A 13909-nucleotide genomic window follows, 5' to 3' on the forward strand; every position below is an offset into this window, starting at 1 on the left:
CTCGGCGCTCTCGACGCGCTCGGAGTAGCGGTCCGTGAGATAGTCCGAGCGACCGCGCACGAGGTGGGTGAACTTCACCAGTTCCTCGCAGACATCGACGACGCGGCTGAGATAAGCGGACGGCTTCATGCGCCCCGCCTCGTCGAACTCGAGGAACGCCTTCGGCACCGACGACTGGTTCGGGATCGTCACCATGCGCATCCAGCGGCCGAGGATGCGCATCTGGTTCACGGCGTTGAAGGACTGCGAGCCGCCCGATACCTCCATGACGGCCAACGTCTTGCCCTGTGTCGGGCGCTTGGCGCCGAGCGCTAGGGGTATCCAGTCGATCTGCGCCTTCATGATCCCGGTCATGGCCCCATGGCGCTCGGGGCTGACCCAGACCATGCCCTCCGACCAGTCGGCGAGGTCGCGCAGCGCCGATACCTTCGGATGGTCGGGCTCTGCCCCGTCGGGGAGCGGCAGGCCGCGGGGGTCGAAGGTGCGCACCTCGCAGCCGAACCAGCGCAACAGGCGACCGGCCTCCTCGGACAGGAGGCGTGAGTAGGACCGCTCGCGGATCGAGCCGTAGAGAACGAGGATGCGTGGCGGGTGCGTCGGCGCGTCGGGGCCGGCGAGCGCGTTCCCGTCGATCGGGCAGAGCTGGTCGAGATTGACGGAGGGCAGGTCGAGAGCGGCGGGTTCCGTCATCGTCCAGTCTCCTTTTGCCACAAAACGGCCGAGGCCGCACAGAGGCCCGTGGCCTGCCGTGTCGCCAGCACCGCGGCGGGTGCCTCCGTCCGTTCGATGCGGGGGAAGCCGAGCGCTGCGAGGAAGGTCCGCTCTCCGTTTGTGAAGGCGAACGCGTCGGCCGCGCCCCGCTGCCTGGCCCGTCCCATGAGATTGGCGGTAATAGATCGACCAATGCCGTGCCCGCGATGCTCGGGAGCGACGGCGATGGATCGCAGGAGGACGGCGGCCCCAAGGGGTTCGAAGCCGCCGATCCCGACGAACTCGCGGCCCTCGTTGGCGTAGCGCAGGAACACCCGGCCGGGCTCCGCCACGTCCTCGGTCGGCAGCCCCGCCGCAGACAGGAGGCCGACGAGACCGGCCGGATCGTCAACGGCGGTCGCGTCAAGCCTCGGCATCATGCCCGATAGCCTCCAACGGTTTCCCCGTCCTCCTTGGTGAAGGTGGCGACGGGGTTGTCGAGAAGCGGCAGCACCCTCTCCGACGGGCGGCAGAGCGCGGCGCCCCTGTCCGTCACGACGATCGGGCGGTTGATCAGGATCGGGTGCGCCATCATGGCGTCGAGGAGGGCGTCGTCGGCCAGCGTCTGGTCCCCAAGGCCGAGTTCGGCGTAGGGGGTGCCCTTCTCCCGAAGAATGTCCCGCGGCTTCAGGCCCATCATGTCTAGGAGTTCGGCCAGCACCTCGCGGCTCAGCGGGTCCTTTAGGTACTCGATCACCTGCGGGTCCTCGCCGGACCGGCGGATCATCTCCAGCGTGTTGCGCGACGTGCCGCAGGCGGGGTTGTGGTAGATCGTGACGGTCACGGACATGTCTCCGACGGGCAGGAGGGGGCGAGGAGATCGGCTCCGAGGTTCCCGCAGATCTCCGGGTTCCCCGAACAGCAGTCCTCCGTCAGGAAGGCGAGGAGCCGGCGCATGTCGTCGTAGCTCGCCGCGTAAAGGATGCGGCGGCCGTCGCGCCACGAGCGCAGGAGCTTGGCGCGCTCCAGCGTCGCGAGGTGGAAGCTCATCCGCGTCGGCGCGATGGACAACGCCTCGGCGATCTCACCGGACGGCATGCCGTTCGGGCCGGCACGGACGAGCATCCGGAAGGCCGCGAGGCGGTCGGCGTGAGCAAGGGCGGACAAGGCTGCAACGGCTGAATCGTCGTTCATCCCTACGATATTGCAAACATCATTGTAATGTTCAAGGATTCGTGGCGAACGAGCGTATGGGCCCATTGGCTACGCAGCTCTCGGAGCACACTCTTCAATTCGTTCAGCCGCCGATCTCGATGACCTTCCCGTCCGTTGGAGTATCATCGGCATCGTGCGTGACGAGAAGCGCGGGAATGCGGCGCGTCGCGACCTCGCGGAACACCAATGCGCGAATCTCCGGTCGCAAGGCGGCATCGAGACGTGAGAAGGGTTCGTCGAGCAGGAGCAGCCGCGGCTCGCTAAGGAGCGTCCGCGCCAGCGACACGCGAGCCGCCTGGCCGCCAGACAGGGTAATGGGAAAGCGGTCGAAGGTTCCGGCGAGCCCGAGCCCCTCCAGCATGTCCTCCGCCATCGACTTGCGGAGGCCGCGCCCGCGCCGGACGGCAGGGATCGCGAAGGTGAGGTTGCGGCCGACGCTCATGTGCGGGAACAGGAGGGCGTCCTGGAACATCAAGCCGACGCCGCGCGCTTCGGGCGCAAGCGCGAGAAGATCCCGGCCGCCGAGGATCGCCTTGCCGGAGGCTGTGAAGCTCGGGTTCAGGAAGCCTGCCAGAAGCGCGAACAGGCTCGACTTGCCGGAGCCGGACGGGCCGCGAATGGTCAGGACGCTCCCGGCCTCGATCGCCGCGTCGATGTCCAGCAGAAGCCGCCCGCGCAGCGAGATGCGGACCGCTTCAAGCCTCAGGGTCCCATCGCTCGTGGCCACCGTCACGTCGGCCGTCCCGATTTAGTGGCGAAGAGCATGGGGACGCTGCCGGCGAGAATGAACACGATCGTCGGCAGCAGCGTCTGGAGCAACGCATACGTGCCGACGATGCGCGGGTTGCCGCCCGACGAGAGCGCCACCGCTTCCGTCGTGATCGTCGGGAAGCGTCCGGCGCCGATGAGGAGGGTGGGAAGATACTGGCCGACCGAGACGGAGAAGCCGACGGCGAAGGCGGTGGCCAGCGCCGCGGCCAGCATCGGCAGCCGGACGCGCAGGAGCGAGCGTAGGCGCGACGTCCCGAGACCCGCCGCGACCCGTTCGTAGCGTGGATCGAGCGCATACCAGGGCGCCGCCAGCGCGATTGTCACATAGGGCACGACGAAGACGAGATGCGTCGCGACGAGAAGCGAAAGGGACGCCTCGGCCCTCAGCGACAGGACGAGGATCTGAAGGCCGAACAGGAATGCGACCTGCGGCACGACGAGCGGCAGGTAGATCAGCCCGGCCATCACCCGGGGCAGTCGGATGTCGTCCCCGCGCTGGCTCCGGCGGTGGGATTCGAGAAGGGCGACGACGAGGACGAGCGCGATCAGGGCCGATGTCGCGGCGACGGCAAGAGTGGTGATCAACGGGCCCGACGCGCTGGACCAGGCCCGGAGCCAGGTCGTTCCCGACAGCCTGGCGGGAAGAAGGTCGGGGAACTGCCAGAGCCCGGCAGCAGACCAGAGCGCCAGAACGACGAGACCGGCGCCGACCGTCGACAAGGCAAGGCCGACGATGCCCGCGGCCGCGAACCGGACCGCTCCGTCCGCTTGTCCGCGCCGTCCCGAGTTCCCGAGGATCGCCATCGCCATTCCGGCCGCCCGCTCGACCGCGAGCCAGGCGGCCACCACGGCGAGGGTCACGCCGAGTTGCAGGATCGCACCTGCGGAGGCGAGGAAACGGAAGGACAGGTCGGGATCCGACATCCAGCGAACGAGACGCACGGCGAGCGTCGGCGGGAGGGAGGGGCCGAGGATCAAGGCGACGTCGACGACCGAGGAACCGTATGCCGCGACCGCCAGGACGGGCAGTCGGATCTGACGGTAGACGCCCGGCCAGACGCAGGTGAGGAAGCCGGCGACACGCCCGTACCCCAGTGACCGAGCCACCATCATCCGGCGTTCGGGATCGACCTGCGGCAAGGCGGCGATGGCGACGAGGAGCAGGAAGGGCAGTTCCTTGGCGACAAGGCCGGACATGAGCGCCAGTCCCCAGGGATCGCCGACGATGAGAAGGTCCGGTGGGCGGTCGAGGCCGAACGGGCCGGCGACGGCCCGCATGAACAGTCCCGAGGGCGCGATCAGGAAGGCGAGGCCGAAGGCGGCTGCCGCGTGCGGCACGGAAAGCACCGGCGACAGGAGGCGCTGGACGAGGGCGAACGTCCGCGTGCCGGAGAAGGACGCAAGGAACAGCGCGGTCGCCCCGACCGACATGAGCGTGGTCGCCAGCCCGGTGGCGAAGGACAGGGTCACCGACGCCGCAAGAGCCGGCTCGGCGAACAGGGCGCGAAAGGGCGCCGTGGTCGCCGACGAGCCACCGAGCGCCGGAAGGAAGCCGAAGGCCGGCAGGAGAACGCCGAGCAGCCCTGCCACGACGGGTGCGGCGAGGAGTAGCGCGACGCCGATGGCGACGGGACCGGACCCCCGTCCGGCCGCCGTCCCGATCCCCGGGCCTGCGCTCGTCCTCGCCACCCGCATCATCGTCCCGTGCCGTAGCGCTTCATCCACTCGGCTTCGAGGCGGGTCATCCAACTGGGATGAGGCTCGGACAGGACCGGGCCGAGCTCGGACGCTTGCAACGTCGCCGGACCGAGGTCGAGCCCCTCGAATGCGGCGCGCTCGGGCTGTGGCAGCTTGGCCATGTCGAGTACGTTCGGATCACCCCAATGGGACGGATCCTCCTTGCGGAGCTGCGCCTCCGGCGAGAGGAGGAAGTCGGCGACGACCTTCGCAGCCGCCTGCGAGCCCGAGTTGAAGGGGATCGCCACGTAGTGCGTGTTGCCGACGGTCCCGCCGGGGAAGGTGAAGGAACGCACCGTGTCGGGCAACTCGCCCGCCGCTATCCCTGCCGAGGCCTCCCCGGGATTGAAGGCGAAGATGATGTCGAGTTCACCGTCGGCGAGGAGCTGTTTCATGGCCGGGTAGTTGGCTGGAAAGTCGCGCCCCCCGCGCCATAGGAGCGGGTTCAGCGCGTCGAGATAAGTCCAGAGGGGTGCCGTCACGCTGGCGAACGCCGCCTCGTCCACGGGGCGCTCGAGGAGGCTGCGGTCGGCGACCTGTTCCAGCAGCACCTGCTTGAGGAAAGACGATCCGACGAAGTCGGGCGGTGCCGGATAGGAGAAGCGCCCGGGATGGGCCTTGGCAAAAGTCATGAGGTCCGCGGCGGAGCGGGGCAGGTCCGCCTCGGCGGTGCGCGCGGAATCGTAGAAGAACACCAGCTTGGCGCGGCCCCAGGGAGACTCCTGTCCCTCGATCGGCAGCGTGAAGTCCGTCGTGGCCCCGGGGTTGCTGGTGTCGACGTAGCGCCAGTTCGGCAAGTCCGTTGCGAAGCCGTCCGCCAGCAGCCCTTGCTCCTTGAGGGACGCGAAGTTCTCTCCGTTGATCCACACGAGATCGACCGATCCGCCCTGAAGGCGCCCGGCCGCCTTCTCGGCGACGATCGCCGAGACCGCGGTCGCGGTGTCCTCGAGCTTCACGTGGTTCAGCGTGATGCCGTAGTGGTCCCTGACGATGCCGCCGGCCCAGGTGATGTAGTCGTTGATGTTGGGCGACCCGCCCCAGGCATGGAACTGGACGGACTGGCCCTCCGCCGCGGCGAGCGTCGCCTGCCATTCGGGCGACGTCGCCTCGACCGCATGCGCGGGCCCCGCCGGGAGCGCAGACGGTAGGAGCATGAGGGCCAGGGCGGCGGCAAGGGTCAGATGCTTCGCTCGTCTCATGGGCGGTTGCCTCCTCGTGATGAAGCGCGCGGCGGGATCGCGTAGCGCTCGACGAAACTGGTGTCGCTCCAGCGCTTCCAGCGAGCGACCCAGCGCCCGCTCGCCGCCAGTCCCCACTTGTCGGCGATCGCGCTCCCGTTCGCGAGCGAGATCAACGCCAGCCAGTGCCGTTGCGGCCGAAAGGCGCGCAGCGTCGCACCGGACAGCGCCTGCCGAAGGTTGTGGTGAAGGACGGGGCCGGCACGGACCGCGAAGACGCCCGACTTGGGGCGGGGATCGTAAAGGGATGCGACGTCGCCCGCGGCAAACACCGCGGGATGCGAGATCGAGCGGAGGTGACGGTCGACGCGTACGAAGCCGCGTTCGTCGAGAGCGAGACCGCTGGACCGAAGCCAGGGCGGTGCCGCGCTCGAGGTCGTCCAGATCACTTCCTGGACGTCGAGTTGGCGTCCGTCGGAGGCCACGAGCACACCGTCGACGAACGCGACCGCGTCGAAGCCATCGACCGTGGCGATGTCCGCCTTGCGAAGCTCCTTCGCTACCAACCGACGTGCGAGTGCGCCGCGAGATGGCATGGGTTCGTTCGAACGCCCGACCAGCAGGATCTCCACGGGCCGGCGGTCCGGGCTGCGGGCGAAGCGTCGGCGGAGCGCGAACGCGATCTCCACGCCCGCCACTCCCTGTCCCACGACAGCAAGGCGGACGGGATGGTCGGCGCTTCGCACCAGTCGGTCGAGGTCGGGAAGCCGCTCCGCGAAGGAGGCGATCGGCTTCACCGCGATGCCTTCTTGGGCACCCCTCGGATGAGACGGTCGCGAACCGATGTCGAGGGAGAGCAGGTCGTAGGAAAGAACCGAGCCGTCGGCGAGGGCGACGCTCCGTCGCTCGGCGTCGATGCCTGTCGCCTCGCCCTGCCGAAAGGCGATGTCCGAGGCCGCGCAGAGCGCCGGGAGATCGACATGGATGTCGTCGAAGCCGTAGTCCCCGGCGACGAAGCCGGGCAGCATGCCGGAATAGGGCGTGAGGCGCGCCGGGGAGACCAGCAGCGGCTCGCAGTTTCCGGCACGGGCGAGACCGAGGCGCCTGATCACCTCGACATGCGCATGACCGCCGCCGAGCAGCAGGAGACGCGGCGGAGCGCCCCGACCGCGCGGATGGGCTTCGCTCGGATGGCTCGCCGTCAAGCGGCAGCCGCGGGAGCGCTGGACGGCAGCACCACGATCGGCGTCCCGTCGGGGACGCGCTCGTAGAGGTCGGCGACGTCCTGGTTCAGGAGGCGGATGCATCCCGACGAGACCGCTCGGCCGATCGACCATTCCTGGTGCGTCCCATGCAGGCGGTAGAGCGTGTCGCGGCCGTCCTGGAAGATGTAGAGGGCGCGCGCGCTGAGGGGGTTCGTCAGGCCCGGATCCATTCCGCCGTTGGCGATGGAGTACGGCTCGAGTTCGGGCTGCCGGGCGACCATCTCGTCCGGCGGCGTCCAGCGGGGCCACTTGCGCTTGTACTGGACCTTGGCACGGCCGGACCAGGAAAAGCCCTCGCGACCGACGCCGATCCCGTAGCGCACCGCGGAGCCATCGGCCTGCGTGAAATAGAGGTACTTCGCGTCAGTATCGACCACCAGCGTCCCCGGGGGCTCGTTCGTTGTGTTTGCGACTTCGCTTCTCCAGAAGCGCGGGTCCACCTTCGAGACGTCGACCGCCGGAACCGGGAACGCCTCGTCCGGCATGGCATCGTACATGAGGGGCCTCGGCGGCGGCGGGGGAGCCGCGGCCGGAATGGCCCGGGCCTGCTGGCGCGGCAGGGATGCGCACCCCGACAGAACGAGTCCGGCGAGGCCGAGAACGACATGCCGGCGAGATGGCGAGAAGTGGACGGTCGGACGTTCGGTCAAAGGGCATTTTCCGTATTCTGAACGGGGATCCGGCAACGACTGGGATGTGGCGCGTCGACGGGCGTCAGTTCCCGGCCTGCACCGAGCCGCGGACCGGGTAGTCGTTCTCGATGATGAACTTCAGGCCCCCGAGGAGATCGTCCAGCCGCGGCCGGGCGAAGGGGACGTTCTGTAGATGGAGCGCGTAAACGCGTCCGTCGGGATACAGGACGGCGATCCCGGGCTCGGCGAAGCGATCGGGCTCGGGATCCTTCGCCTTGGCGGAGATGAAGAGGCCCCAGGCGCGTGCGCTCTCCTCGGACAGCCCGTATCCGATCGGGAGCGCACCGACGTTCCACTCGGTCGCCTGTCGCTCGGCGCGCTCATGGGAGTCCATCGAGACCGCGCGGACCTCGACGCCGAGCTTGTGGAACGCCTCGAGCTTGCCGGACAGCTCTTCCAACTGGCTCTTGCAGATCGGGCAATGAACCCCGCGGTAGAAGAAGATGGCGGTGAAATTCTCGGACTTGGCATCCGAGAGATCGAACGCCTCCCCTCCGAGCACGCGGAACCTGAGGGCGGGGGCGCTGTCGCCGGGAAGCGGGGGCGTGTGGTTCATGACGTTGTCCTTGGTTTTGGGGTGTCCGTGCGGCGGTGCGGTGCGTCTCAGCCGCCGGCCGTCGGGTGCTCCGATCCGATCCCGTCGGGCGGAACCGGCGACAGCATCGCGATCTGTGTGTCCGCGAGCGCGCGGAGGTAGGCAGTGCCCGCGGCCGTGCGCGCCATCACGCGGATCGAGACGATCGTGCCGAGGATGGCCTTCGCGAAAGCCGCGGCATCCAGGCGATTCGAGATGGAGCCGTCGGCCTGACCGCGCAGGACGGCCCTGTGGAGAGCCTCCTCCACCTCGCGCAGGCCGGCCGCGACGTCGTCGCCGAGTTCGCGGTCATGCGCCGCCACCTCTGCCGCCGAGTTCACGAGGAGGCAGCCGTCCCGGCTTCGCGCCGAAGCTTCGACGACGGCGTCTAGGAAGGCGACGATCGCCTCCCGGGGGGCGGGGCTTGCGTCGAGCAGCGCGACACGCTTGCGGCTCGACCCGTCCAGATAGTGCTGGAGCGACCGCTTGAAGAGGGACCGCTTGTCGCCGAAGGCGTTGTAGAAACTTGCGGGGTTCATGCCCATGGCCCTTCCGAGGTCGCGCACGGACGATGCGGCATAGCCATGGGACCAGAACCGCTCCACCGCCCTGTCGAGTGCTTCGCTCTCTTCGAAGCTCCTGTTACGTCCCATCACGCAAAATCCTTGGTGGATCACGACGCCGACATGAGCCGGTCGACTGCTTGTTATTTTAGATCGACCGCTCCAAAACGGTAGCCCTGACTGTAGACGGAGGACTACACATGAGCGTCATGACCCTGAGGACCGCCGCGGCGGCGATCGTTCTTTCCGTTTCCGCGTTCGCGAGCGCCGCCGCGTCCGCTGCCGAGATCGCGCCCTTCGAGATGGCCGCCTTCGAGAAGGCACAGACGGACGGAAAGCCGATCGTCGTCGACATCGCGGCGCCGTGGTGTCCGACCTGCGCCGCGCAGAAGCCGATCATCGAAAAGCTCGCGGCCGACCCCGCGCATGCCGACATGAAGATCTTCCACGTGTCGTTCGACGACCAGAAGGACGTCGTTCGGGCATTGAACGCCCGGATGCAGTCCACGTTGATCGCCTTCGACGGAGCCAAGGAAACCGGTCGCTCCGTCGGAGACACGAACCCGGCCTCCATCGCGGCCCTGTTCGCCTCCACGAAGGGAGAGTGAACGTGACCGCGCTGTTCGCACTGCTGGCGGGCGTGCTGTCGACGCTGTCGCCCTGCGTCTTGCCGCTTCTGCCCGTTGTGCTGGGCACCGCGGTCTCACAGCATCGCATGGGACCCGCGGCGCTGGCCGCGGGTCTTGCCATATCCTTCGTGGCGATCGGGTTGTTCGTCGCGCTCGTCGGCTTTTCGATCGGGCTCGACCTCGCCGTCTTCCGCACGATCGGGGGCTTCGTCCTCGTCGGCATCGGCGCGGTCCTGATGGTTCCGCGGCTTCAGACGAGGCTCGCAACGGCTGCGAGCCCGGTCGGGACGTGGGCCGAGCATCGGTTCGGCGGCTTCGAGGGAAGCGGGCTGGGTGGTCAGTTCCTCGTCGGCCTGCTCCTGGGGGCGGTCTGGAGTCCCTGCGTCGGGCCCACCCTCGGAGCGGCATCCATGATGGCCGCGAGCGGGGAAAACCTGGGGCAGGTCACGATGACCATGCTGGCGTTCGGCGTCGGTGCCGCCCTCCCGCTGCTGTTGCTCGGCACCCTGTCGCGTGAGGCACTCGTTCGATGGCGCGGCCGCCTGCTCGGTGCCGGCCGGGGCGGCAAGATGGTCCTGGGCGCGGTCCTGGTGACCATCGGCATCCTCGTCGTTTCGGGTCTGGACAAGAAGGCGGAGGCGGCGATCGTCGCCGCGTCTCCCGAGTGGCTAACCAACCTCACAACCCGTTTCTGACGTTGCGGGCGTGAAGGAGTCTGAGAGGAACGGCGGATGAGCGACGGAATGGACTGCGACATCTGCGTGGTCGGCGCCGGATCCGGCGGTCTCTCGGTGGCGGCCGGTGCGGCGCAACTCGGCTTGCGGACCGTCCTCGTCGAAGCCGGGCGAATGGGCGGGGACTGCCTGAACACGGGCTGCGTGCCCTCGAAGTCCCTGCTTGCGGTTGCCAAGCTGGTCCACGCCCACCGGACCCCCCATCTGGCGGCCGTCCCGTCGCATTCCTTCGACCCCGACCGTCAGGGGGTGGACGCGCATGTTCAAGGGGTGATTGCGACGATCGCTCCCCACGACTCCGTCGAGCGCTTCGAGGGCCTCGGCGTGCGCGTGATCCGCGGCCATGCAAGCTTCCTCGACGAGCGGACTCTGACCGTTGCCGGCGAGACGATCAGGGCCCGCGATTTCGTGCTGGCCGTGGGATCGCGTGCGGCCATCCCGTCCATTCCGGGGCTCGATCCAGCGCGCGTCCTGACGAACGAGAGCCTCTTCGACGTCGGGACGGTGCCCGCCCATCTCGTCATCATAGGGGGTGGCCCGATCGGGATCGAGATGGCGCAGGCCCATCGGCGCCTCGGCTCGCGCGTCACCGTCGTCAGCCGGGGCACGATCCTGTCGAAGGACGATCCCGACGCCGTCGAGGTGGTACGGCGGAGCCTCATCGGCGAGGGCGTCGACATTCTGGAACACGCCGAGGTCCGGTCCGTCCGATACGGGGACGCTGGACACGTCGTGGAGGCCGTCGTCGACGGAGCGACACGCCGTCTGGAGGGGTCCCACATCCTCGTCGCGACGGGCCGGGCCGCGAACGTCGAGGGGTTGGCTCTCGACCGGGCGAAGGTCGAGTGCGGGCGGCAGGGCATTCACGTGGACAAGCGGCTCCGGACCAGCAATCGACGCATCCATGCCGTCGGCGACTGTACCGGGGGACCGCAGTTCACCCACGTCGCCGGCTACCATGCCGGGATTGTCATCCGGAATCTGGCCTTCCGGCTCCCGGCCAAGGTGGACTATGGTACCTTGCCTTGGGTGACGTACACGGATCCTGAACTCGCCCACGTCGGCATGACCCTCGCGACCGCACGGGCGCGGCACGGCGACGGGGTCCGATGCCTCACCAAGTCCATGGGCAACCTCGACCGCGCTGTCGCCGAGGGGCGCCGGCAGGGACTCCTGAAGGTCGTCGCCCTCCCGAACGGGCGCATCCTCGGCTGCTCCATCGTTGGTCCCGGCGCGGGTGAGCTGATCGGTCTCTGGGCCCTGGCCATCGCGAAGGGGTTGAAGCTCCGCGACGTCGCATCCCTCGTGCTTCCCTATCCGACGCTCTCGGAGGTCTCCAAGCAGGCCGCGGGGGATTGGTACAGCCCGGCCCTCTTCAGCGATCGGACACGTCGCCTCGTGTCCATGCTCCGCAAGCTCCCGCGCTGGTGAACCATTCTCGTCCCCCCTTCAGCTTCTCATCGTCGATCGAAAGGTCTCGCCCCATGTCCCGTCGCGGATGGGTTCTCGTCGCGGTCATCGTCGTCCTCACGCTCGGCGCCTACGCCCTTGGACTGACTGACTACCTCAACATCGAGACGGTGAAGGCGCGACGCGAGGAGCTTCTGTCCTACGTGGAAGCGCGACCGGTCTTCTCGGGGGTGACTTTCTTCGCCGCCTATGTCGCGATCACGGCGCTGTCGCTGCCCGCGGCGTCCGTCATGACGCTGCTCGGAGGCTTTCTCTTCGGCACGCTAGTCGGCGGGGCGCTCGCCGTGGTCTCCGCCACGGTCGGCGCGACCATCCTCTTCCTGGTCGCGCGCTCGTCGGTCGGCGGCGCGTTGCGCGCGCGTGCCGGCCCCCTGGCCGAGCGGGTCTCGGAGAGCTTCCGCCGGAACGCCTTCGAGTACCTGCTCTTCATGCGGCTCGTGCCGCTGTTTCCCTTCTTCGCCGTCAACATCGCGCCTGCCCTCCTGGGCGTCGGATTGCGGACCTACGTCCTTGCGACCCTTCTCGGCATCGTTCCCGGCACGTTCGTCTATGCGCATCTCGGCCGTGAGCTCGGCACCATCTCGAGCCTCTCGGATCTCGTGTCGGCCGACGTCCTGGTGGCGTTCACGCTGCTCGGCCTCGTGGCGCTCCTTCCGGTCGCCTACCGGAAATGGAAGTCGGGCCGCTTGGGGACCACCGCGCTGGTCGCGCTCGTCGCCGTGGGGCTGACATTGGCCGGCGGGGCGATCGAGGCTCGCGCGGCCGACGCATCGTACGAGCGCTTCGCGACGGCGTATGGCGGACTGTTGAGCGCCCACGTCCGTCCGGCCCGCAGGAACGGCATCGCTTACGCGGGCGTCGATTACGGGTCGTGGCGCAGGGACGCGCGGCATGCCGAAGCCCTGGCGGCCCTGTTGGCGTCCGATCCAAATTCCGCCGCCAGTCGGCAGGAGAAGCTCGCCTACTGGATCAACGCCTACAACTTCCTGACGGTCGATCTCATCACCCGGGAGGGTGAGACGCGCTCGATCAAGAACCTCGGTGGCTTGCTGGCCAGCCCCTGGAAGCGCTTCCGCTGGCCGATCGGCGGTCGGGAGATGAGTCTCGACGACATTGCGCACGGGACCATCCGCAAGCTCGGCGAACCGAGGATCCACTTCGCCGTCAACTGCGCGGCGATCTCCTGTCCGGACCTGCGCGCCGAACCCTATGTCGCTCGGAACCTCGACGCGCAGCTCGCCGACCAGGTGGCCAGGACATTCGCCAGTCCCGCAAAGGGCTACTCTGCCGACGGTGCCGCCGCTCGCGTCAGCAAGGTCATGGACTGGTATCGGGACGATTTCGACGGGGGCGACCTAGCGGGCTGGATCCGGGCGAACGCCCCGGTGGAGCTGCCGAAGAGCGCGCGGATCAGGTACCTGGCCTATGACTGGACGCTCAACGACCTTTGACGGGACCGGCAGGCCGCCATGTTCGACCATCGCATCATCCCGCTCCAGAACCGCGTCCTCGTCCCGATGGCTCGGGTGCTCGCGAAGCGAGGCGTGCGGGCCGATGCGCTGTCGTGGACGGGGTTCGGGTTCGGCGTCGTGGCCTTCGCCCTCATCTGGGCCAACTGGTATCTCGCCGGCCTTCTGGCGATCGCGGCCAACAGACTGGTCGACGGTCTCGACGGGAGCGTTGCGCGCGCCACCCGTCCGACGGACAGGGGCGCGTTCCTCGACATCGTTCTCGACTTCGCCTTCTACACGCTCGTGCCGCTTGCCTTCGCGCTCGCGGATCCGGCCGCGAACGCCCTGGCGGCCGCCGTCCTCATCGCCAGCTTTGTCGGAACGGGAACCAGCTTCCTCGCCTTCTCGCTCATCGCCGAGCGCCGGGGCCTGCGGTCCGCTAAGTTCCCGGCGAAGGGCATCTATTACGTCGGGGCGCTCGCTGAGGGCGCTGAGACGATCGCGGTCTTCGTCGCCATGTGCCTTGTGCCGACCTACTTCCCGGCGATCGCCTACGGCTACGCCGCTCTGTGCGCGATCACCACGGCCCTCCGGTTGAGGCTCGGCATGGCAATGCTTCGGGACGGGTAACGGACCGCGATCCCGTATGGCTCCCGTTTGGGCGACAAGAACAGGATTCCCAACATGCCGCAGACCCCTTCCGTCATCGTCTTCGACGTCAACGAAACGTTGCTCGACATCACCGTGCTCGAGCCCCTGTTCGCACGGCTCTTCAGCGACGCATTGGTCATGCGGCAGTGGTTCGCCGAACTGATCCTCCAGTCCGAGGCGCTGACGCTCGCCGGACTGTACGTCCGCTTCGACGAGCTGGCCTCGGGAGTCCTGCGAATGGTCGCCGAGACCCGGCAGGTCTCCATCCAGGCGAGCGACGTCGAGGAGT

16 protein-coding genes and 1 pseudogene are annotated in these 13909 nt (G+C 68.3%); 6 read left to right on the forward strand and 11 right to left on the reverse strand.

Annotated elements, in window-relative coordinates:
- The 11 genes from arsH to QZ753_RS05385 form a co-directional block, all read right to left on the reverse strand.
- The coding region (arsH, locus tag QZ753_RS05335; RefSeq protein ID WP_294641651.1) for an arsenical resistance protein ArsH at positions 1-690 on the reverse strand (690 nt) is incomplete at its 3' end.
- The gene (locus QZ753_RS05340; protein ID WP_294641652.1) at positions 687-1130 is read right to left on the reverse strand and encodes a GNAT family N-acetyltransferase; all 444 of its coding nucleotides are present in this window, start codon (positions 1128-1130) and stop codon (positions 687-689) included. The genes QZ753_RS05340 and arsH, both read right to left, overlap by 4 nt.
- Positions 1127-1534, reverse strand: a complete 408-nt coding sequence (arsC, locus tag QZ753_RS05345) for an arsenate reductase (glutaredoxin) (RefSeq protein WP_294641653.1) — start codon at positions 1532-1534, stop codon at positions 1127-1129. The genes QZ753_RS05340 and arsC overlap by 4 nt, the downstream gene beginning before the upstream one ends.
- Entirely contained in the window at positions 1531-1884 is a 354-nt protein-coding gene (locus tag QZ753_RS05350; RefSeq protein ID WP_294641654.1) for a metalloregulator ArsR/SmtB family transcription factor, read from the reverse strand. Before QZ753_RS05350 ends, arsC begins: the two co-directional genes overlap by 4 nt.
- A gap of 103 nt (positions 1885-1987) precedes the next feature.
- Entirely contained in the window at positions 1988-2638 is a 651-nt protein-coding gene (locus QZ753_RS05355; protein ID WP_294641655.1) for an ATP-binding cassette domain-containing protein, read from the reverse strand.
- Positions 2635-4365, reverse strand: a complete 1731-nt coding sequence (locus QZ753_RS05360) for an ABC transporter permease (RefSeq protein WP_294641656.1) — start codon at positions 4363-4365, stop codon at positions 2635-2637. The genes QZ753_RS05355 and QZ753_RS05360 overlap by 4 nt, the downstream gene beginning before the upstream one ends.
- A gap of 5 nt (positions 4366-4370) precedes the next feature.
- Positions 4371-5612, reverse strand: coding sequence for an ABC transporter substrate-binding protein (locus tag QZ753_RS05365; protein ID WP_294641657.1), 1242 nt, complete (start codon positions 5610-5612; stop codon positions 4371-4373).
- Complete coding sequence (locus QZ753_RS05370) at positions 5609-6796, reverse strand: FAD-dependent oxidoreductase (RefSeq protein WP_294641658.1); 1188 nt, start codon at positions 6794-6796, stop codon at positions 5609-5611. Before QZ753_RS05370 ends, QZ753_RS05365 begins: the two co-directional genes overlap by 4 nt.
- A complete protein-coding gene (locus tag QZ753_RS05375) occupies positions 6793-7506 on the reverse strand; it encodes a L,D-transpeptidase (RefSeq protein ID WP_294641659.1) in 714 nt (237 codons plus the stop codon). The genes QZ753_RS05370 and QZ753_RS05375 overlap by 4 nt, the downstream gene beginning before the upstream one ends.
- 64 nt (positions 7507-7570) lie before the next feature.
- On the reverse strand, positions 7571-8104 hold the full coding sequence (locus QZ753_RS05380) for a redoxin domain-containing protein (protein WP_294641660.1): 534 nt from the start codon (positions 8102-8104) through the stop codon (positions 7571-7573).
- Positions 8105-8151: 47 nt separating this feature from the next.
- Positions 8152-8775 carry a TetR/AcrR family transcriptional regulator gene (locus QZ753_RS05385; protein ID WP_294641661.1) on the reverse strand — a complete coding sequence of 208 codons (624 nt, stop codon included), beginning with the start codon at positions 8773-8775 and terminating at the stop codon, positions 8152-8154.
- A 119-nt stretch (positions 8776-8894) separates the two neighbouring features.
- Here QZ753_RS05385 and QZ753_RS05390 point away from each other — a divergent pair, with 119 nt between their 5' ends.
- From QZ753_RS05390 to QZ753_RS05415, 6 genes and pseudogenes are all read left to right on the forward strand, one after another.
- Positions 8895-9293: a thioredoxin family protein gene (locus QZ753_RS05390; RefSeq protein ID WP_294641666.1), complete on the forward strand. Its 399-nt coding sequence runs from the start codon at positions 8895-8897 to the stop codon at positions 9291-9293.
- On the forward strand, positions 9290-10009 hold the full coding sequence (locus QZ753_RS05395) for a cytochrome c biogenesis protein CcdA (protein ID WP_294641662.1): 720 nt from the start codon (positions 9290-9292) through the stop codon (positions 10007-10009). Before QZ753_RS05390 ends, QZ753_RS05395 begins: the two co-directional genes overlap by 4 nt.
- A gap of 36 nt (positions 10010-10045) precedes the next feature.
- The gene (locus QZ753_RS05400; protein WP_294641663.1) at positions 10046-11479 is read left to right on the forward strand and encodes an FAD-dependent oxidoreductase; all 1434 of its coding nucleotides are present in this window, start codon (positions 10046-10048) and stop codon (positions 11477-11479) included.
- 53 nt (positions 11480-11532) lie between these two features.
- A complete protein-coding gene (locus QZ753_RS05405; RefSeq protein ID WP_294641664.1) occupies positions 11533-12969 on the forward strand; it encodes a DUF547 domain-containing protein in 1437 nt (478 codons plus the stop codon).
- 18 nt (positions 12970-12987) lie between these two features.
- Entirely contained in the window at positions 12988-13599 is a 612-nt protein-coding gene (locus QZ753_RS05410) for a CDP-alcohol phosphatidyltransferase family protein (RefSeq protein WP_294641665.1), read from the forward strand.
- A gap of 54 nt (positions 13600-13653) precedes the next feature.
- Positions 13654-13909 (forward strand): annotated as a pseudogene (locus QZ753_RS05415) (haloacid dehalogenase type II); the annotation flags it as partial.

The organism is uncultured Aureimonas sp. (assembly GCF_913775355.1).
Lineage (GTDB): Bacteria > Pseudomonadota > Alphaproteobacteria > Rhizobiales > Rhizobiaceae > Aureimonas.